The organism is Stenotrophomonas rhizophila (assembly GCF_020857975.1).
Taxonomy (GTDB): domain Bacteria; phylum Pseudomonadota; class Gammaproteobacteria; order Xanthomonadales; family Xanthomonadaceae; genus Stenotrophomonas; species Stenotrophomonas rhizophila_C.
Genome location: NZ_JACWUO010000017.1, coordinates 1 through 17,960, shown reverse-complemented (window position 1 = coordinate 17,960; position 17,960 = coordinate 1). Strand labels below are relative to the sequence as shown.

Genomic DNA, 17,960 nt, shown 5'->3' with positions numbered 1-17,960 from the left:
GACCGTAGGTCAGTACCCGCATTTCCCCTCAGTTGGCCGACGCGAACACCGGACGGGTCAGGTTGTCGGCATCGCCATCGGTGCACAGCACCTCGTCCTCGATGCGGATGCCGCCATACGGGCGGAAGAAATCGACCCGGTTCCAGTCGATGCTGGCGCCGTTGCCGGCCTGCTTCACTTCGTCCAGCAGCATGTCGATGAAGTACACGCCCGGTTCGATGGTGACCACCATGCCCGGCTCCAGCACGCGGGTCAGGCGCAGGTAGGCGTGGCCCTGCGGGCGCTCGATGCGGCCGCCGCGGTCGCTGGCGGCGAAGCCGGCCACGTCGTGCACCTGCAGGCCGATCAGATGGCCCAGGCCATGCGGGAAGAACGCCGCGCTGACGCCGGTGGCCAGCGCCGCTTCCGGCGAGACCTTGAGCACGCCGAAGTCCTTCAGGATGCCCATCAACGCCAGGTGCGCATCCACGTGCAGCTGCTTGTAGTCGACCCCGGCACGCACGCCGGCGGCCATCTGCTGCTGGGCGGCGTCGACCGCATCGATCATCGCCTGGAATTCATCGTGGCCGCTGGCCGCATAGGTGCGGGTGATGTCGCTGGCGTAGCCGTGCGCGCTGGCACCGGCATCGATCAGGAAGCTGCGCAGCGGACTCGGCGCGCTGCGGTCCAGGTCGGTGTAGTGCAGCACCGCGGCATGTTCGTTGAGGCCGATGATGTTGCCGTAGGGCAGTTCATTGGCATCCTGGCCGACCGCACTGCAGTAGGCCATGTGGATCTGGAATTCGCTGGCGCCGGCGCGGAACGCCGCCTCGGCGGCGCGGTGGCCGCGCACGCCCAGGCGCTGGGCCTGGCGCATCAGCGCGATCTCGTAGGGCGTCTTGCAGCCGCGCTGCCAATCCAGGTAATCGATCACCGGCGCCGGGTTGTTGGGCACGAACGCACCGAGCGCGCTCTGCGGCTCGCCGAGGATCGCGCAGCGCGCCGCCGCCTTGGGCAGCAGGGCCAGGGCGTCGTCCGGCGTGCGGATGATCTCGATGTCGACATGCTCCACCCACCAGCCGTTGGGCGCATCGGGTACCACGTGCCAGTAGTCGAACGGCTGGTGGAACAGCACCATCGGCCGCTGGCCGGGGGTGTAGACCAGCCAGCTGTTGGGCAGCTTGGTCAGCGGCAGCCAGGCCTTGAAGTTCGGGTTGACCGCATACGGGTAATCGCGGTCGTCGAAGGCCTGGTAGTGCGCGGTGCCGCTGGGAATCACCAGGTGGTCAAAGCCGCCGCGCGCCAGGGCCTCATCGGCGCGCTGGCACAGCACGGCGATGTGATGGGAATACAGGGCGGCGAGGTCTGGCTGGTTCATCGCGGGGGCTCGTTGGACAATGCGGAGTGCAGCCCTTGATTCTGCCGCAATCGCGCCGGCCGCGCTGTGCCGGAACCGGCACTCAGGCCGCCGAAGTTTCCTGTGCGATCCACGCGCGCAGCTGTTCGCGATGCTCCCGGCCCAGGGTCAGGAAGCGGAACCCCACCCAGGCCTGGCCGGGGGCGTGGGTCTGCTCGCACCACAGCAGGTGGGCGCCCACGTCCAGCGCCAGCGGCTGGCCATGCGGGCCGGGAATGGCGAACTGCAACTGGTACAGCGCGTCTTCCTGCAGCGGTACCGAAGCCAGCATCAGCATGCCGGTTTCGGACACGTTGCCGAGCCGGCCGATCACGGCCTCGGCCATCATGTCGGTGACCGGCACCAGGTCGGCGACCTGGCGGCGCGGCGCGCGGCGGGTATCGGTCTCGGTACTCATTGCGCGCTCTCCACGGCGGGGCTGTTGCCGGCCAGCGAACGCAGGGTGCGCAGGGTGGCCTGCCAGGCACGGTCGATCAGCCGGCTCTTGTCTTCGCTGACGATGCGTACCTGGCCGCTGGCCATCAGCCGCGCCAGTGCGTCCAGCGAATGCTCGCCGACCTTCTGCCCGCGCGGGTTGACGAACAGCGCGTTGTCGGTGAGCAGGCTGTACCAGGACAGGCGCTGGCGGCGCAGGTCGCCCTGCTGGTTGGTGGTGAACTCGAACCAGGTGCCGAACGGCAGCGTGCGCAGCTGGCGGTAGCGGTCTTCCTCGGCCGGGCTGCGCGCCAGCGGCGTGGCCTTGTGCGCCTCGCTGCCTTCGGCCTGTTCGCCCAGCCGGGTGCGGGCGCGGATGCGCGCGGTCAGTTCGGTGCGCGAGCTGCTGTCGTCCTCGCCACCGGGCGTGGACAGCCGGCGCGCGATCGCGGCGGCTTCGTCCTGGTGGTAACCGACCTGCAGCAGCGCGGTTTCGACCTGCCCACCGAGCTCGGTATCGCTCGGTGCCGAGCCGGGCGGCAGGCAGGTGACCTCGGCGATGCGCGCGGTTTCCTGCTGGCGCTGCTGCCATTGTTCGGAGCCTTCGCCACTGCGCAGCAGGGTCAGGGTCAGTACGTCCGACCAGGCCTGTTTGAGCAGTGATTGCACAAAGCGCGGCGGTTCGGCCTGCACGCACAGTTGTTCGATGCTGGTCGCGGCCTGCTGTTTGGCCGTTTCCAGGCGTTCCTTGCCGCGCGCGGCTTCGACGTGGCGGCGCTCGGCCAGCTCGGCCTTGTGCGCCAGCGCGCGGAAGTGCTGCTGGATGTCTTCGTTGGCGGTCTCGAACACCGCCGCATCGTCCTGGTAGTCGCTGACCACCTGGTCCACGGCCCGGCCCAGCTTGTGCACCAGCTGCGGGTCGATGTCTTCCTCGCCCAGCCAGTTGGCGCCGGCTTCGGCCACGGCATTGAGCAGTTCGCGTGCCGGATGCTGGTCGCGCACGAAGAACGCCGGGTCGGACAGCGCCGCGCGCGCCACCGGCACCTGCAGCCGGGTCAGCAGGTCGGCGGCCACCGCGTTGGGGCGCACTTCGTGCTGGATCTGCCCGTACAGCATGTCCAGCAGGTCGAAGGTGTCGTTGTCCTTGACCGTCAGGGCGGCCTGCGGGCCGTGGTCGGCGCGCATCTGCGCGAGCAGGGCGTTGTGCAGGTCGGCCATGCTGCGCCGCGCCCCGCCGATCGCGGCGGTCTGCGCCTGCAGCCTGGCCAGGGTGGCGTGCACGGCTTCATTGGCCACCGGCACCGCTGCCGGGGCGGCCGCGGTGCTGCCCTCGCCGCCCTGCGCCGGCACGCTGGCCGACGCGGCCGCCGCCTGCCCGGCAGGACCGGTCGGCGCGTCCGCCGCCGTGTCGGCCACTGCACTGCCGTGGGCAGCGGCATGGGCCTGGCGTGCGGCACCGAGCAGCTGGTGCAGGGCCGACATCGCCGGGGCGGCCAGGTCCGGCGCCGTGCCGTTGCCCGGCGCCGCCTGGACGGGATTGGAGAGGGCGGCCTGCAGCGAGGCCGGCAGGCTGGCGATCGCCTCGCTGGTCATCGCTGCCCAGCCGCTGCCGCCACCCGAGCCGCTCCAGCCGGTCAGCGGGCGCGGCGCGCCGCCTTCGCGGGGCGGGTTGCCGGCGCTGCCGCGTTCGTTGCCGGTGACGATCCGGCGGGTGGTCGCCGAACGGGCCAGGTAGGGCGTATACACCAGCCCGGGCAGCACGCCTTCATGGGCCAGCAGGATATTGGCGCGTTCCAGCAGCTCGCCCAGGCGTTCGATCAACTGGCGGTCGAACACGCGGTACAGCGCCAGCTGGGTTTCCAGCCCGAGCGCGAACTGTTCGCCGAGCTCGCGCAGGATCCGGCACAGCACATGCGGGCCGAACGGCAGGTCTTCGGCTTCGAACTCCGGGCCGGCGGCCAGCACCGCAAAGCGCTGGCCCAGCAGCTGCAGGGCGCTGGCCGAACGCTGCGCCTCGCGGCGGACGATCTCCACCAGCACGATGTCGCGGTCGATATCGGTATCGGTGACCAGGGTCAGGGTGCTGGCCGACATCGGGGTGGCGGCCGCGGCGGGCAGGTGGCGCTCGCGCGGCTCGCGCAGGCCGGCCAGGGCGTCGGCCAGGGCGTCCAGGAAGCGCGGGGCGAACTGTGCGTTCACCTCGTGCAGGCGCCGGGTCTGGGCGTAGATGTCGGCCTGGATCTGGCTGTTGCGCGCGCGCTCGGCGTCGCGGAACAGCTCGCGTTCCAGTTCGACGATGGTCAGCTTGAGCGGGTTGCTCAGGGTCTGCACGGCCAGCGCATGCAGGGCGGCCAGCAGCCGGCGCACGCGTGGCGGGGCGGCGACGTTGGCGAACCGGGCCGGGTCGGGCTGGGACGATGACGGTGCGGACGCAGACATCCGTGAGTGGTTCCGGCTCCCCTTGGAACAGGGAATCTAACGTTTTCGCCCTGTTCCCGCCAGAAGGGATGTCCTGGCAGGGGCTTGTCCTGCCTTAAGGAAGGAAAAGCTCGACCACGTCGTTGGTGAAGCGCCGGCCCAGCTCGGTGGGCTGGAAGTGGTCGCCGTCGCGGGTCAGCCAGCCGCGGGCGAGCGCGGCCTGCAGCGGCACCGCGATCCGCGCCGGGTCCAGCCCGGTGCGCGAAGTGAAATCCTTCAGGCCGAAACCCTCATGCAGGCGCAGCAGGTTGAGCATGTACTCGAACGGCAGCCGGTCCGCACCGATCACCTCATCGCCGCCGATGCCCGCGGCCGTGCCGGCATGGTCCATGAAGGTCTGCGGGTGCTTGTGCTTCCAGCGGCGCAGCACGTGCTGATCGGCACCGCTGCTGATCTTGCCGTGCGCGCCGGCGCCGATGCCCAGGTAATCGCCGAAGCGCCAGTAATTGAGGTTGTGCTGGCTCTGCCGGCCCGGCCTGGCGTAGGCGCTGACTTCGTACTGCGCGTAGCCGGCGTCGGCAAGCAGGCGCTGGCAGTACTCCTGGATGTCCCAGGCCGAATCCTCGTCGGGGATGCCCTGCGGCGGCCGCGCGAAGAACACGGTGTTCGGCTCCAGGGTGAGCTGGTAGTGCGACATGTGCGTGGGCTGCAGCGCGAAGGCGCGTTCCAGGTCGTGCTCGGCCTCGGCCAGGGTCTGCTGCGGCAAGGCGTACATCAGGTCGATGTTGAAATTGTCGTAGCCGGCGTCCTGGGCCAGCTTGACCGCACGCTCGGCCTCGTTGCTGTCATGGATGCGGCCCAGGCGCTGCAGCGCCTGGTCGTTGAAGGTCTGGATGCCGAAGCTGATCCGGTTCACCCCGGCCGCGCGGTAGCGGTCGAAACGGCCGTGCTCGGCGGTGCCCGGGTTGGTCTCCAGGGTCACTTCCAGGTTGGGCGCAAAACGCAGCCGCGCCGAGGCCGCCTGCAGGAAGCGGTCGATCGCCTCGGGCGGGAACAGGCTGGGGGTACCGCCGCCGAAGAACACGCTGCTCACCACCCGGCCCCAGACCAGCGGCAAGTCCTGGTCCAGGTCGCGGATCAGGGCATCGATGTAGGCCTCGAACGGCAGTTCGCCCTTGGCCGCATGCGAGTTGAAATCGCAGTACGGGCATTTGCGCACGCACCACGGCAGGTGCACGTACAGCGCTAACGGCGGCGGCACCAGCGGCGGTGCGTGGTCGTGGTCGCCGGCGCAGTGTTCGCCGGGCAGGTGGTGGCAGTGATCGTGTGGCTGGGCCATGGCATTCAAGGGTGGGGCCGGCCGCTGGCCGGCTGTCCAGGGATCATCCGGGCAGGCATCAGAGCAGGGCAGGCAGCTTCTGCTTGAGCAGCTGCAGGGCGAGGGCGCGATGGCTGATGACGTTTTTCTGCGCCGGCGGCATCTCCGCGGCGGTCAGGCCGCGCGCCGGGTCCAGGAACAGCGGGTTGTAGCCGAAACCATGGCTGCCCCGCAATTCGTCCAGGATCACCCCTTCCCAGCTGCCTTCGCAGATCAGCGGCTGCGGGTCGCTGGCGTGGCGCAGCAGCACGATCACCGCGAAGAAGCGCGCCGTGCGGCGCTCGGCCGGCACATCGCGCATTGCCTCGAGCAGCTTGGCGTTGTTGGCCGCATCGTTGGTCGGGCTGCCGGCATAGCGCGCGCTGTACAGGCCCGGTGCGCCGTCCAGGGCGTCCACGATCAGGCCCGAGTCGTCGGCCAGTGCGGGCAGGCCGGTGCTCTGGCAGGCATGGCGGGCCTTGATCAGCGCGTTCTCGACGAAGGTCAGCCCGGTTTCCGGGACCTCGCTCACGCCCAGTTCGCCCTGCGCCACGATCTGCAGCGGCAGGTCGGCCAGCATGGCCTGCAGTTCCTTCAGTTTGCCGGCGTTGCCGCTGGCCAGTACCAGTTTCATTGCTTGGGCTCCAACAGGTCCCAGGTGTTGCCGTACAGATCGGCGAAGACCGCGACCGTGGCGTACGCCTCTTCGCGCGGGGTTTCGCGGAACTCCACGCCGCGCGCGGTCATCGCCGCGTGGTCGCGCCAGAAATCGTCGGTGTTGAGGAAGAAGCCGACCCGGCCACCGGTCTGGTTGCCGATCCGGCTGCGCTGCTCATCGGTGCTGGCGCGCGCCAGCAGCAGCGCTGCGGCACTGTCGTCGCCCGGGCCGACCACGACCCAGCGTTTGTCGCCCTGGTCGATGTCCTGGAGCAGCTGGAAGCCGAGCTTGCCGGTGTACCAGGCGATCGCCTGGTCGTAGTCGTCCACGACCAGGGTGGTCAGCGCGATGCGGCGGTTCATGTCGATGCCAGGGCGGCCTGCTGTGCCGCGAACAGTTCGCCGATGCCCTTTTCGGCCAGGACCAGCAGGGCGTCCAGTTCGTCGCGGCGGAATGCATGGCCTTCGGCGGTGCCCTGCAGCTCGATGAAGCCGCCGCCGTCGTTCATGACCACGTTCATGTCGGTATCGCAGTCGCTGTCTTCGGCGTAGTCCAGGTCCAGCACCGGGGTGCCGCGGTAGACGCCGACCGACACCGCTGCGACCGCGCCGAAGATCGGGTTGCGCTTGATGTCGCCGCGCTTGATCAGGAAGTTGACCGCATCCACCAGCGCCACGTAGGCACCGGTGATGGCCGCGGTACGGGTGCCGCCATCGGCCTGCAGCACATCGCAGTCCAGGGTGATGGTGCGCTCGCCGAGCGCGCCGCGGTCGACGCAGGCGCGCAGGGTGCGGCCGATCAGGCGCTGGATCTCCAGGGTGCGGCCACCCTGCTTGCCGCGCGCGGCCTCACGGTCGTTGCGGGTGTGGGTCGAGCGCGGCAGCATGCCGTATTCGGCCGTCACCCAGCCTTCGCCCTTGCCGCGCAGGAAGCCCGGTACGCGGTTTTCCACGCTGGCGGTGCACAGCACGCGGGTCTGCCCGAAGCTGATCAGCACCGACCCTTCGGCATGGCGGGTGAAGGCGCGTTCGATGCGCACTTCGCGCAGCTGGTCGGCCTGGCGGCCGCTGGGACGGGGATCGGACATGCTGTGGGGTTCCGTGAAGGCTGGGGAAACGCGACCACGCCCGCACCCCGGGGGATGGCAGGCAGGGAGGCTCGAATGAGACCGCTAGGGTACCATTCCCCCTTTGGGAACATCGGAAAACCCACCATGATTCGAAGCATGACCGCCTATGCCGGCGGCGAGCGCGCCACCGCCTGGGGCACGCTGGCCTGTGAGCTGCGCTCGGTCAACCACCGGTTCCTGGAGGTGGGCGTGCGCCTGCCCGAGGAACTGCGTGCGTTGGAACCGCAGCTGCGCGAGCGCGTCGCTTCCCGCTGCAGCCGCGGCAAGATCGACCTGGTGCTGCGCCTGCGCGCGCCGGAGGTGACCGGTGCGCTGGTGGTCAACGAGGCGCTGCTGGGCCAGCTCGGCGAACTGGCCACGCGGCTGTCGGCGGGTTTTCCCGGCCTGCAGGTCAGCTTCACCGAGCTGCTGCAGGTGCCTGGGGTGATGCAGGGCGAGGCGGTCGACGCCGCCGCGCTGCAGGCCGAGGCCCTGGCCCTGCTGGACACCGCCCTGGACGGGTTCGTGGCCGCGCGCGAGCGTGAAGGCGACAAACTGGCCGCGGCGATCCAGGAGCGGGTGGACAGCATCGAGCGCATCGCCGCCGAGGTCACCACCTTGATTCCGCTGATCCGCGAGGGCCAGCGCGCCAAGTTGGCCGCGCGCCTGGCCGACCTGCCGCACCCGGTCGACCCCGGCCGGGCCGAGCAGGAACTGGTGATGTGGCTGCAGAAGCTGGACGTGGATGAAGAGCTGGACCGCCTGGGCAGCCATATCGTGGAGATCCGCCGGGTGTTCACCCAGCGCGAGCCGGTCGGCCGGCGCCTGGACTTCCTGCTGCAGGAGTTCAACCGCGAAGCCAATACGCTGGGCTCCAAGTCGGTGGACAGCCGCACCTCCAACGCGGCGGTGGAGCTGAAGGTGTTGATCGACCAGATCCGCGAACAGGTGCAGAACATCGAATGAGCAGCCAGCCCACCCTGAACGCCGAGCCGGCGCGCGGCACCCTGTACATCGTGGCCGCACCCTCCGGGGCCGGCAAGAGCAGCATCGTCAACGCCACCCTGGCGCGCGACCCGCAGATCGCGTTGTCGATCTCGTTCACCTCGCGCGCCACCCGCCCCGGCGAAATCAACGGCGAGCATTACCACTTCGTCAGTGCCGCCGAGTTCGAGCGGATGATCGCCGCCGGCGATTTCTTCGAGCACGCCTGGGTGCATGGCGACTGGAAGGGGACCGCGCGGCAGTCGGTGGAACCGCAGCTGGCTGCCGGCCAGGACGTGCTGCTGGAGATCGACTGGCAGGGCGCCCAGCAGGTGCGCCAGCTGGTGCCGGGCACGGTGACGGTGTTCATCCTGCCGCCGTCGCGCCAGGCGCTGCAGGACCGCATGCGCAAGCGCGGGCAGGACAGCGAGGCGGTGATTGCCCAGCGCCTGGCCGCCGCGCGCGAGGAAATGCTGCATTTCAACGACTTCGACTACGTGATCGTCAACGAAGTGTTCGACACCGCGGTGGACGAACTGTGCGCGATCTTCACCGCCAGCCGGCTGCGCCGGGAGGCCCAGAAGGTGCGCCACGCCGGGCTGATCCAGGCCCTGTTGACCCAGGAATCGGGCCCAACTGACTGATTTGCAACGCGGTGGTAGCCGGTCGGCTTGATTTTGTCCAGCCCTGGCCGGTACAATCTCTCCCCTTTCCCTCATTCGATTGCGCAGCCCTCACCGGCTGCCGGGAGCCCGCATGGCCCGCATCACCGTAGAAGATTGTCTGGAAGTCGTGAACAACCGTTTCGAGCTGGTCATGATGGCGTCCAAGCGCGCCCGTCAGCTGGCCAATGGCGTCCAGGCCACCCTGGACAACAGCGAAACCGACGACAAGCCGACCGTGCTGGCGCTGCGCGAAATCGCCGCCCGCAAGATCGACAACGCCCTGATCGATGAAGTCGAGAAGGCCGAACGCGAGCGCGCCGAGCGTGAAGCACTGGAATGGGCCGCGGCCGAAGTCGTCGCCGACGAAGACATGTCCAAGAACGACGACTGATCGCTTCGGCGTTCACCCCGTTGTTGCCCGAACAGCCCGCCCTTGGCGGGCTGTTCTGCGTTGCGGGCATCGCGCCGGGCGGCCACGACGTGCCGGGGCGTAGGACATGGCTCGCTGCCTGTTCAGGGGTTTGCCGTTATCCCGCCGCTGGCATAGTCTTCAGCCATGAACCCAGGCCCCACTGCCAAGGTCGCCGCTGCTCCCGGTGCGGCCGTACCCGACTATGTCCTCCAGCTCGAACGCGCGGCGCACTACCTGCCGCCCGAGCAGCTGCCGTTGCTACGCCGTGCCTGGGAAGTGGGCGCCGCCGCGCATGCCGGCCAGACCCGCAAATCGGGCGAGCCCTACATCACCCATCCGGTCGCGGTGGCGCAGGTGCTGGCCGAGCTGGGCCTGGACATGGAGGCGTTGATCGCCGCGATCCTGCACGACACCATCGAAGACACCCCGCTGACCCGTGAGGAGCTGGCCGCCGAGTTCGGCGAAGCGGTGGCCGAACTGGTCGACGGGGTCACCAAGCTGGACAAGCTGAAGTTCCGCGACCGCCAGGAAGCGGCCGCCGAGAGCTTCCGCAAGATGCTGCTGGCGATGTCGCGCGACCTGCGCGTGATCATGATCAAGCTGGCCGACCGCCTGCACAACATGCGCACGCTGGGCGCGCAGAGCCGCGAAGCGCGCGGCCGCATCGCGCGTGAAACGCTGGAGATCTACGCCCCGATCGCCCAGCGCCTGGGCATGAGCCTGGTCAAGAGCGAGCTGCAGAACCTGGGTTTCAAGGCGCTGTACCCGTGGCGCCACGCCATCCTGGAAAAGCACATCCGCAGCCAGCCGGTGGTGCGCCGCGAGGCGATGGCCCAGGTGGAGGTGCAGTTGAGCCAGCGCCTGGCCAAGGAAGGGCTGGAGCACCGCCTGGTCAGCCGGATCAAGACCCCATGGAGCATCTACAACAAGATGCACGACGAGAACAAATCCTTCGACCAGGTGATGGATGTGTTCGGCTTCCGCCTGGTCGTGCGCAGCGTGCCCAACGCCTACCACGCGCTGGGCGCGGTGCATGCCACCTTCAAGCCGCTGGACGGGCGCTTCCGCGATTTCATCGCCATCCCCAAGGCCAACGGTTACCAGTCGCTGCACACGGTGCTGTTCGGCCCGTACGGTTCGCCGATCGAAGTACAGATCCGCACCGAGGAAATGGACCTGATCGCCGAGCGTGGCGTGGCCGCGCACTGGACCTACAAGTTTGGCGGCGATTCGCCCAACAGCGCGCAGAGCCGCGCCCATGCCTGGATCGTGGAGCTGATCGATTCGCAGCGCGCGGCCGGTTCGTCGCTGGAATTCCTGGACAACGTCAAGGTCGACCTGTTCCCGGACGAGGTCTACCTGTTCACCCCGAAGGGCAAGATCCTGGCACTGCCGCGCAACTCCACCGCGCTGGACTTCGCCTACGCGGTGCATACCGACGTGGGCAACATGGCGGTGGCCTCGCGGGTGGACAAGAAGCTGGTGCCGCTGCGCACCAAGCTGGTCAGCGGGCAGACGGTGGAAGTGATCACCGCGCGCTCGGCCACGCCCAAGCCGCAGTGGCTGGAGTTCGTGGTCAGTTCCAAGGCGCGCACCGCGATCCGCCACCAGCTCAAGCAACTCGAACACGAAGATGCCGTGCAGCTGGGCCACCGCATGCTCGACCGCGCGCTGGAGGCAATGGACAGCTCGCTCGAACGCCTGCCCAAGGGGCGTTTGGACGCCTTCCTGGCCGAGCATCGCTACCCGCGCCTGGAGGCCCTGCTGGCCGAAGTGGCGCTGGGCAACTGGATGCCCAACCAGGCCGCGCAGGCATTGATGGCCTACGCCGAACTGCGCGGCGGCGTGCATTCCAGGCATTCGCAGGAAAAGATCCTGATCAACGGCAGCGAACGCGGCGTGGTCACCTTCGCCAACTGCTGTCAGCCCATTCCCGGCGACGAGATCATGGGCTACCACACCGCCGGCAAGGGCATCGTGGTGCATCGGCTGGATTGCCCGAACCTGGCCGAGCTGCGCAAGTCGCCCGAACGCTGGGTGCCGATCGGCTGGGACACCACCGTGTCCGGCGACTACGACACCGCGCTGGTGGTGGAAGTGGAGAATGGCACCGGCGTGCTGGCCCAGCTGGCCGCGGCGATCGCGCAGAGCCATTCCAACATCGAACGGGTGGATTACCTGGACCGCGATTTCAACGCGGCGGTGCTGGCCTTCAACATCCAGGTGCGCGACCGCAACCACCTGGCCGAAGTGATGCGCCGCCTGCGGCGCTTGTCGGTGGTGCAAGCGGTCAGGCGGCAGTAGATCCGACCCATGGTCGGATGCTTCGGGCCCCGGCACCGCGATGCCCGGGCATGGCCCGGACCTACCGTCGGTTTTGCATGGGACCGGACGCGTTGCCGATAGATCCGACCCATGGTCGGATGCTTCGGCCCCGGCACCGCGATGCCCGGGCATGGCCCGCCCTACGGTTGGCGTTGCATCGGCGCGATACAATCACGCTCCCCCCTTCAACATCGTGGAGCTTCCATGTCCCGCCAGATCATCACCAGCGACAAGGCGCCGGCCGCGATCGGCCCGTACTCGCAGGCCGTGCGCGCCGGCAACACCGTGTACTTCTCCGGCCAGATCCCGCTGGACCCGGCCACCGGCGACATCGTCGGCGTTGGCGACATCCAGGCCCAGGCCCGTCGCGCCTTCGACAACCTCAAGGCCGTGGCCGAGCAGGCCGGCGGTTCGCTGGACCAGATCGTCCGCCTGGGCCTGTACCTGACCGACCTGGCCGAGTTCGCCAAGGTCAACGCGGTCATGCAGGACTACTTCACCGCACCGTTCCCGGCCCGCTCCACGATCGAAGTGTCCGGCCTGCCCAAGGGCGCCAACTTCGAAGTCGATGCGGTGATGGTGCTCGACCAGGCCTGACGTGGCCAGGTCACGGGCTCCTGCACCGGCACTGGCCGCGGCCGGGGAGGCATCGCTTGCGATGCTTCCCGGGATCGGCCCGGCGGTGGCCACCAAGCTGGAGGCCCGTGGCCTGACGTCGCTGCAGGACCTGTGGCTGCACCTGCCGCTGCGCTATGAAGACCGCACCCGGCTGACCACCATCGCCCAATTGCAGCCGGGCATGGCCGCCCAGGTGGAAGGGCGGGTCAGTGCGGTCGAGCGCGGTTTCCGTGGCCGACCGGTGCTCAAGGTCGCGATCGAAGACGATTCCTACGGCACCCTGGTGCTGCGCTTTTTCCACTTCCGTGCCCAGCAGGTGGCGCAGTTCGCCATCGGCGCGCGGATCCGCTGCTACGGCAGCGCCAAGCCCGGCCACAACGGGCTGGAGATCGTCCACCCCAGTTACCGGGTGATGGGCGGCCAGGACGATGACGAACTCGGCGACAGCCTCGACCCGGTTTACCCGGCGGTCGAGGGCGTCGGCCCGGCCACGCTGCGCAAGTTCATCGGGCTGGCCCTGGACCGCCTGCCGGAAGAGTCCACGTTGGAGCTGCTGCCCTCGGGGTGGCTGTCCGGCCTGGGCCTGCCGTCGCTGCGCAGCGCGCTGCTGACCGTGCACCGGCCGCCACCGGATGCCGACCTGGCCGCGTTGGCCGCCGGCCGGCACCCGGCGCAACGGCGCCTGGCGATCGAAGAATTGCTGGCCCACCACCTCAGCCTGCGCCGCCAGCGCATGGCCCTGCAGGCCCATCACGCACCGTCGCTGCGCGGGCAGGGCGCGCTGGCCAGGCAGCTGCGCGACAGCCTGCCGTTCCAGCTCACCGGTGCGCAGCAGCGCGTGTTCGAGCAGATCCGCAAGGACCTGTTCAAGGCCCATCCGATGCTGCGCCTGGTCCAGGGCGACGTCGGCTCGGGCAAGACCGTGGTGGCCGCATTGGCGGCGATGCTGGCGGTGGAGCGCGGCAAGCAGGTGGCGCTGGCCGCCCCGACCGAACTGCTGGCCGAGCAGCATCTGAACAATCTGCGCGCCTGGCTGGAACCGCTGGGCGTGCGCACCGCGTGGCTGGCCGGCAAGGTCACCGGCAAGGCGCGCAGCAAGGTGCTGGCCGAGGTCGCCTCGGGCCAGGCGCAGGTGGTGGTCGGCACGCATGCGCTGATGCAGGACAGCGTGGTGTTCAAGGACCTGGCCTTGGCCATCGTCGATGAGCAGCACCGCTTCGGCGTGCACCAGCGGCTGGCGCTGCGCGACAAGGGGGCCGACGGGCGCAGCGTGCCGCACCAGTTGGTGATGACCGCCACCCCGATTCCGCGCACCCTGGCGATGTCCGAATACGCCGACCTGGATGTCTCGGCAATCGATGAACTGCCGCCCGGGCGCACCCCGGTGCAGACCGTGGCACTCAACAACGACCGCCGCCCGGAGCTGATCGAACGCATCGCGGTGGCTTGCCGCGAAGGCCAGCAGGTGTACTGGGTGTGCACGCTGATCGAGGAAAGCGAAGAACTGGACGCCACCCCGGCGCAGGCCACGTTCGACTCGCTGCAGGCGCTGTTGCCCGGGGTGCGGGTGGGGCTGGTGCACGGGCGGCTGAAGGCCAGCGAGAAGCTGGCCACGATGGTGGCGTTCAAGGCCTGCCAGATCGACCTGCTGGTGGCCACCACCGTGATCGAAGTGGGCGTGGACGTGCCCAATGCCTCGTTGATGGTCATCGAAAACGCCGAGCGCCTCGGCCTGGCCCAGCTGCACCAGCTGCGCGGGCGGGTAGGGCGCGGCTCGGCGGTGTCGCGCTGCGTGCTGCTGTACCAGGCGCCCTTGTCGGCCATGGCCCGCGAGCGGCTGGAAACCATGCGCCAGACCAATGATGGCTTCCTGATCGCCGAGAAGGACCTGGAGCTGCGCGGGCCCGGCGAACTGCTGGGCACGCGCCAGACCGGGCTGGCGGCGTTCCGCATGGCCGACCTGGCCCGCGATGCGGACCTGCTGCCGGGCGTGCACGACCTGGCCGAGCGCCTGCTGGCCGAAGCGCCGGAGGTGGCCGACAGGGTGGTGCGGCGGTGGATCGGCACGGCGGTGCGGTATGCGTCGGCGTAAGGCGTCGCCGCATGGCGCCAATGCCTGGGTTGACGTGCTCCGTTCCGTAAGCCGAGCCGCTGCGGGGCCGGTAGGCCTTTCGGCAAAGTAAAGGAGGAGATAGCCGCCGCCAGACGGATACCGGGGAACATTTGCAGAAAGGCCTACCGGCCCCGAAGCGGCCCATCCGGTCGCCGGTGAACCAGGCGAAGCGGCAGCCTCGGGCTTTGTTCTAGCGCGTACCGACCAACGGTCGGTACCTACCCATCCGTGCGGCGCACGTATGGGCGCCGGTCGGCGGCCGGCGCCTTTCGCACCTCCGATTGCCCCGCCTTGTATTTGTCATGGCAGGGTGCGAAAGTCCCTCGCCGACTATCAAGACGGCAACGATGACCAAGAAGATTCCGCTGTTGATCGATACCGACCCGGGTGTCGATGATGCCCTGGCCCTGTTGATGGCCTTTGCCGATGAGCGCCACGATATCGTTGGCCTGACCATCGCCGCCGGCAACGTTGGCCTGGACCATACCGTCCGTAATGCCCTGAAGCTGTGCGAAGTGGCTGGCCGCGACGATGTGCCGGTCTACGCCGGCACCGCCGATCCGCTGCTGCACCCCTCCGTCGATGCCGCCCACGTGCACGGCGCCGATGGCTTTGGCGATGTCAACCTGCCGGCCGCCAAGCGCCAGGCCGAGGCCGAGCACGCCGCGCTGGCGATCCTGCGCCTGTCGCACGAATATGCCGGCGAGCTGTTCCTGGTCGCGCTCGGCCCGCTGACCAACCTGGCCCTGGCCCTGAAGCTGGACCCGACCCTGCCGCAGCGCGTGAAGCGCTTCCTGGTGATGGGCGGGGCGGTGACCTGCCACGGCAACATCACCCCGGCGGCCGAGTTCAACATCGCCTTCGACCCGGAGGCGGCGCACATCGTGTTCAGCGGCTTCCCGCATATCGAAGTGGCCGACTGGGAAGCCACCGTCGCCCACGGCCTGCTGCACAAGGATGTCGAGCAGTGGCTGGGCGCCGACAGCGACAAGGCGCGCTTCTATGAACTGATCTCGCGCCAGACCCGGCTGTGGTCCGAAGACAGCCGCGGCGAACGCTGGTACGCCGCCGACGCCCTGGCCATGGCCTGGGCGCTGCAGCCCGAAGGCGCGCTGCGGGTGGAATCGCGCCCGCTGAACGTGGAGCTGGCCGGGGTCCACAGCCGGGGTGCTACCATTGTCGACTGGAACCGCCAGACCGGGCAGCCGGACAACACCCGGCTGCTGATGGCCTATGACCAGGGGCGCTTTGAAGCCCAGGTCCGGGCTGCGCTCGGCTTCGTCTGATGCCGCCATGGCGGCCCTTTCGCACGGTTGATGGTCCCGGCTTGCCCTTGGCGGCAAGCGGGGCTATAATGCCGCTCTTGACCACCAGCCCTTATTACGGTGCGCGCCCATGAAGGCCGATATTCATCCTGTTTACCGCGACGTGGTTTTCCACGACGTTACCTCTGATTTCAAGATCCTGACTCGTTCGACCATGTCCACCAAGGACACGGTCAAGTGGGAAGACGGCAACGAGTACCCGCTCGTCAAGGTGGAAATCTCCTCGGCTTCCCATCCGTTCTACACGGGCAAGCACAAGGTGATCGACACCAGCGGCCGTATCGACAAGTTCCAGAAGCGTTTCGGCAAGCCGGCGCCGACCGCAGCCTGATCTGTCGACGCAGCTGTCCAAAAACAACGGTCGCCCTGGCGGCCGTTGTTTTTTCGTGCGCGCGGCAAAAATGAACGCCGGTTAATGCCGTATCGGCCGCCGGCGGAACGCTGTGTGCCCGGGGCCGTGGCGCGGCCGTCTTGCCCTGTCCGGCAGTGCGTTGGCCCTGCCTTCTACGACTTCCGTCCTAGGGCGTCGAAAATGTTGCTGTGCGATAATGGCCGGATCCACGATAACGATCGTGGACTTCCTTCACGTGCCTGCCCCATGCGCTTGGGCGGGCGCCTTCCCTCGAGGAGCGCACACAGTGTCCGATCTTGATCAGGTCACGCTCAACGCCGGCGACACGTCGGTTGTTCTGCCCGTCATCAAACCTACGCTCGGCAACGATTGCGTCGACATCTCGAAGCTGACCAAGGAAACCGGTCTCTTCACCTACGACTCCGGCTACACCGCCACGGCCAGCTGCAAGTCCGCCATCACCTATATCGACGGTGACAAGGGCGTGCTGCTGTACCGCGGTTACCCGATCGAACAGCTCTCGGAAAAGTCGAGCTACGTCGAAGTGGCCTACCTGCTGATCCATGGCGAGCGTCCGAGCGCCGAACAGCTGAAGGCCTTCACCGATGAGCTGGCTGCCGAGGCCAATGTCGATGCATCGGTCAACGCACTGATCGCCAGCTTCGCCACCGACGCCCACCCGATGGCCATCCTGGCCGCTGCCATCGCGCAGCTGTCGGCCCAGTACCACGCCGCGCTGGACCTGTCCGATGCCGGGCAGCGCCGCCAGGCCGCGGTGCGCCTGATCGCCAAGGTGCCGACCCTGTCGGCGCTGATCTACCGCCACGGCAAGGGCCTGCCGGCCAATACCCCGGACACCTCGCTGGATTACGTCAGCCGCTTCCTGAAGCAGACCTTCGAGTCGGCCGATGGCCAGTACGAGCTGAACCAGGACGTGGTCAAGGCGCTGGACCTGCTGTTCATCCTGCACGCCGACCACGAGCAGAACGCCTCGACCTCGACCGTGCGCCTGGTCGGTTCGACCGGTGCCAACCCGTACGCCTCGGTCGCCGCCGGCGTCACCGCGCTGTGGGGCCCGGCCCACGGCGGTGCCAACGAAGCGGTGCTGAAGATGCTCGAAGAGATCGGTTCGGCCGACAACGTGGAGTCGGCCGTGCTCAAGGCCAAGGACAAGACCTCCGGCTTCCGCCTGATGGGCTTCGGCCACCGCGTGTACAAGAACTTCGACCCGCGCGCCAAGGTGATCGGCGAGATGACCGGCAAGGTGCTCAAGCAGCTGGGCGTGCAGGATCCGCTGCTGGACGTGGCGGTGAAGCTGGAGCAGGCCGCGCTGCAGGACGACTACTTCGTCGCCCGCAAGCTGTACCCGAACGTGGATTTCTACAGCGGCATCATCTACAAGGCGCTGCAGATCCCGACCGAGATGTTCACCGTCATGTTCGCCCTGGGCCGTACCTCCGGCTGGGTGGCGCATTGGCTGGAGCAGCAGGTCGACCCGGAAATGAAGATCGGCCGCCCGCGCCAGGTCTACACCGGCCACGACGTGCGCGACTACCAGGGCTGATCCCCGGCTGCCGCTGCAATCAGAACGCCTCCGCAAGGAGGCGTTTTTTTTGGTTCTTCGCCCGTCTCCGGGGCTACAGCCCATCAAATGCTGTGGCATTGCGAAGGACACGCCACCGGGGTAGGGCCGGCCGTTGTCCGGTTTTTGCCGCTGCTGTTTTCCGCTTCGCGGATGACTTCAAAAGCGTTTCGTGCCCCTTCGGGGCGCGAGTCACTTTCTGATGGCGCACATCCCTGTGCGCCACCCTACGG

Annotated in this window: 16 protein-coding genes; 9 read left to right on the top strand and 7 right to left on the bottom strand. The window is 68.4% G+C overall.

Annotated features, from left to right (window positions below):
• Positions 1-28: 28 nt before the first annotated feature.
• From pepQ to rph, 7 genes are all read right to left on the bottom strand, one after another.
• Positions 29-1,357, bottom strand: a complete 1,329-nt coding sequence (gene pepQ / locus IC535_RS14710; protein WP_228887276.1) for a Xaa-Pro dipeptidase — start codon at positions 1,355-1,357, stop codon at positions 29-31.
• Positions 1,358-1,439: 82 nt separating this feature from the next.
• Positions 1,440-1,793, bottom strand: a complete 354-nt coding sequence (locus IC535_RS14705) for a PilZ domain-containing protein (protein ID WP_228887275.1) — start codon at positions 1,791-1,793, stop codon at positions 1,440-1,442.
• On the bottom strand, positions 1,790-4,249 hold the full coding sequence (locus tag IC535_RS14700; protein ID WP_228887274.1) for a DUF1631 domain-containing protein: 2,460 nt from the start codon (positions 4,247-4,249) through the stop codon (positions 1,790-1,792). Before IC535_RS14700 ends, IC535_RS14705 begins: the two co-directional genes overlap by 4 nt.
• A gap of 94 nt (positions 4,250-4,343) precedes the next feature.
• A complete protein-coding gene (gene hemW / locus IC535_RS14695; RefSeq protein WP_228887273.1) occupies positions 4,344-5,567 on the bottom strand; it encodes a radical SAM family heme chaperone HemW in 1,224 nt (407 codons plus the stop codon).
• A 58-nt stretch (positions 5,568-5,625) separates the two neighbouring features.
• A complete protein-coding gene (gene rdgB / locus IC535_RS14690) occupies positions 5,626-6,219 on the bottom strand; it encodes an RdgB/HAM1 family non-canonical purine NTP pyrophosphatase (protein ID WP_228887272.1) in 594 nt (197 codons plus the stop codon).
• Positions 6,216-6,605 (bottom strand): VOC family protein, encoded by a 390-nt coding sequence (locus tag IC535_RS14685; RefSeq protein ID WP_228887271.1) that lies wholly within the window; start codon positions 6,603-6,605, stop codon positions 6,216-6,218. Before IC535_RS14685 ends, rdgB begins: the two co-directional genes overlap by 4 nt.
• On the bottom strand, positions 6,602-7,330 hold the full coding sequence (rph, locus tag IC535_RS14680) for a ribonuclease PH (RefSeq protein WP_228887270.1): 729 nt from the start codon (positions 7,328-7,330) through the stop codon (positions 6,602-6,604). The genes IC535_RS14685 and rph overlap by 4 nt, the downstream gene beginning before the upstream one ends.
• A gap of 126 nt (positions 7,331-7,456) precedes the next feature.
• Between rph and IC535_RS14675 the strand changes: the two genes are divergently transcribed.
• The 9 genes from IC535_RS14675 to IC535_RS14635 all read left to right on the top strand — a co-directional run bounded on the left by IC535_RS14675 (position 7,457) and on the right by IC535_RS14635 (position 17,709).
• On the top strand, positions 7,457-8,317 hold the full coding sequence (locus IC535_RS14675) for a YicC/YloC family endoribonuclease (protein WP_228887269.1): 861 nt from the start codon (positions 7,457-7,459) through the stop codon (positions 8,315-8,317).
• Entirely contained in the window at positions 8,314-8,979 is a 666-nt protein-coding gene (gene gmk, locus IC535_RS14670) for a guanylate kinase (RefSeq protein WP_228887268.1), read from the top strand. The genes IC535_RS14675 and gmk overlap by 4 nt, the downstream gene beginning before the upstream one ends.
• Positions 8,980-9,091: 112 nt before the next feature.
• Positions 9,092-9,391, top strand: coding sequence for a DNA-directed RNA polymerase subunit omega (gene rpoZ, locus IC535_RS14665; RefSeq protein ID WP_017357259.1), 300 nt, complete (start codon positions 9,092-9,094; stop codon positions 9,389-9,391).
• Between the two features lie 165 nt (positions 9,392-9,556).
• Complete coding sequence (locus IC535_RS14660; RefSeq protein ID WP_228887267.1) at positions 9,557-11,716, top strand: RelA/SpoT family protein; 2,160 nt, start codon at positions 9,557-9,559, stop codon at positions 11,714-11,716.
• A gap of 225 nt (positions 11,717-11,941) precedes the next feature.
• Positions 11,942-12,334 (top strand): RidA family protein, encoded by a 393-nt coding sequence (locus IC535_RS14655; protein ID WP_228887266.1) that lies wholly within the window; start codon positions 11,942-11,944, stop codon positions 12,332-12,334.
• A gap of 1 nt (position 12,335) precedes the next feature.
• A complete protein-coding gene (gene recG / locus IC535_RS14650; RefSeq protein ID WP_228887265.1) occupies positions 12,336-14,447 on the top strand; it encodes an ATP-dependent DNA helicase RecG in 2,112 nt (703 codons plus the stop codon).
• Positions 14,448-14,815: 368 nt separating this feature from the next.
• The gene (locus IC535_RS14645) at positions 14,816-15,754 is read left to right on the top strand and encodes a nucleoside hydrolase (RefSeq protein ID WP_228887264.1); all 939 of its coding nucleotides are present in this window, start codon (positions 14,816-14,818) and stop codon (positions 15,752-15,754) included.
• Between the two features lie 109 nt (positions 15,755-15,863).
• Complete coding sequence (locus IC535_RS14640) at positions 15,864-16,124, top strand: type B 50S ribosomal protein L31 (protein WP_228887263.1); 261 nt, start codon at positions 15,864-15,866, stop codon at positions 16,122-16,124.
• A 307-nt stretch (positions 16,125-16,431) separates the two neighbouring features.
• Complete coding sequence (locus IC535_RS14635; protein WP_228887262.1) at positions 16,432-17,709, top strand: citrate synthase; 1,278 nt, start codon at positions 16,432-16,434, stop codon at positions 17,707-17,709.
• The last annotated feature ends 251 nt before the right edge of the window (positions 17,710-17,960 follow it).

Bases quoted from the DNA above. Each gene is read 5' to 3' on its own strand.
- IC535_RS14645 (WP_228887264.1), top strand. From the start codon at position 14,816: ATGACCAAGAAGATTCCGCTGTTGATCGATACCGACCCGGGTGTCGAT.
- IC535_RS14640 (WP_228887263.1), top strand. From the start codon at position 15,864: ATGAAGGCCGATATTCATCCTGTTTACCGCGACGTGGTTTTCCACGAC.
- IC535_RS14655 (WP_228887266.1), top strand. From the start codon at position 11,942: ATGTCCCGCCAGATCATCACCAGCGACAAGGCGCCGGCCGCGATCGGC.
- pepQ (WP_228887276.1), bottom strand. From the start codon at position 1,357: ATGAACCAGCCAGACCTCGCCGCCCTGTATTCCCATCACATCGCCGTG.
- IC535_RS14705 (WP_228887275.1), bottom strand. From the start codon at position 1,793: ATGAGTACCGAGACCGATACCCGCCGCGCGCCGCGCCGCCAGGTCGCC.
- IC535_RS14700 (WP_228887274.1), bottom strand. From the start codon at position 4,249: ATGTCTGCGTCCGCACCGTCATCGTCCCAGCCCGACCCGGCCCGGTTC.
- rpoZ (WP_017357259.1), top strand. From the start codon at position 9,092: ATGGCCCGCATCACCGTAGAAGATTGTCTGGAAGTCGTGAACAACCGT.
- IC535_RS14660 (WP_228887267.1), top strand. From the start codon at position 9,557: ATGAACCCAGGCCCCACTGCCAAGGTCGCCGCTGCTCCCGGTGCGGCC.
- gmk (WP_228887268.1), top strand. From the start codon at position 8,314: ATGAGCAGCCAGCCCACCCTGAACGCCGAGCCGGCGCGCGGCACCCTG.
- hemW (WP_228887273.1), bottom strand. From the start codon at position 5,567: ATGGCCCAGCCACACGATCACTGCCACCACCTGCCCGGCGAACACTGC.
- IC535_RS14675 (WP_228887269.1), top strand. From the start codon at position 7,457: ATGATTCGAAGCATGACCGCCTATGCCGGCGGCGAGCGCGCCACCGCC.
- rph (WP_228887270.1), bottom strand. From the start codon at position 7,330: ATGTCCGATCCCCGTCCCAGCGGCCGCCAGGCCGACCAGCTGCGCGAA.
- rdgB (WP_228887272.1), bottom strand. From the start codon at position 6,219: ATGAAACTGGTACTGGCCAGCGGCAACGCCGGCAAACTGAAGGAACTG.
- IC535_RS14685 (WP_228887271.1), bottom strand. From the start codon at position 6,605: ATGAACCGCCGCATCGCGCTGACCACCCTGGTCGTGGACGACTACGAC.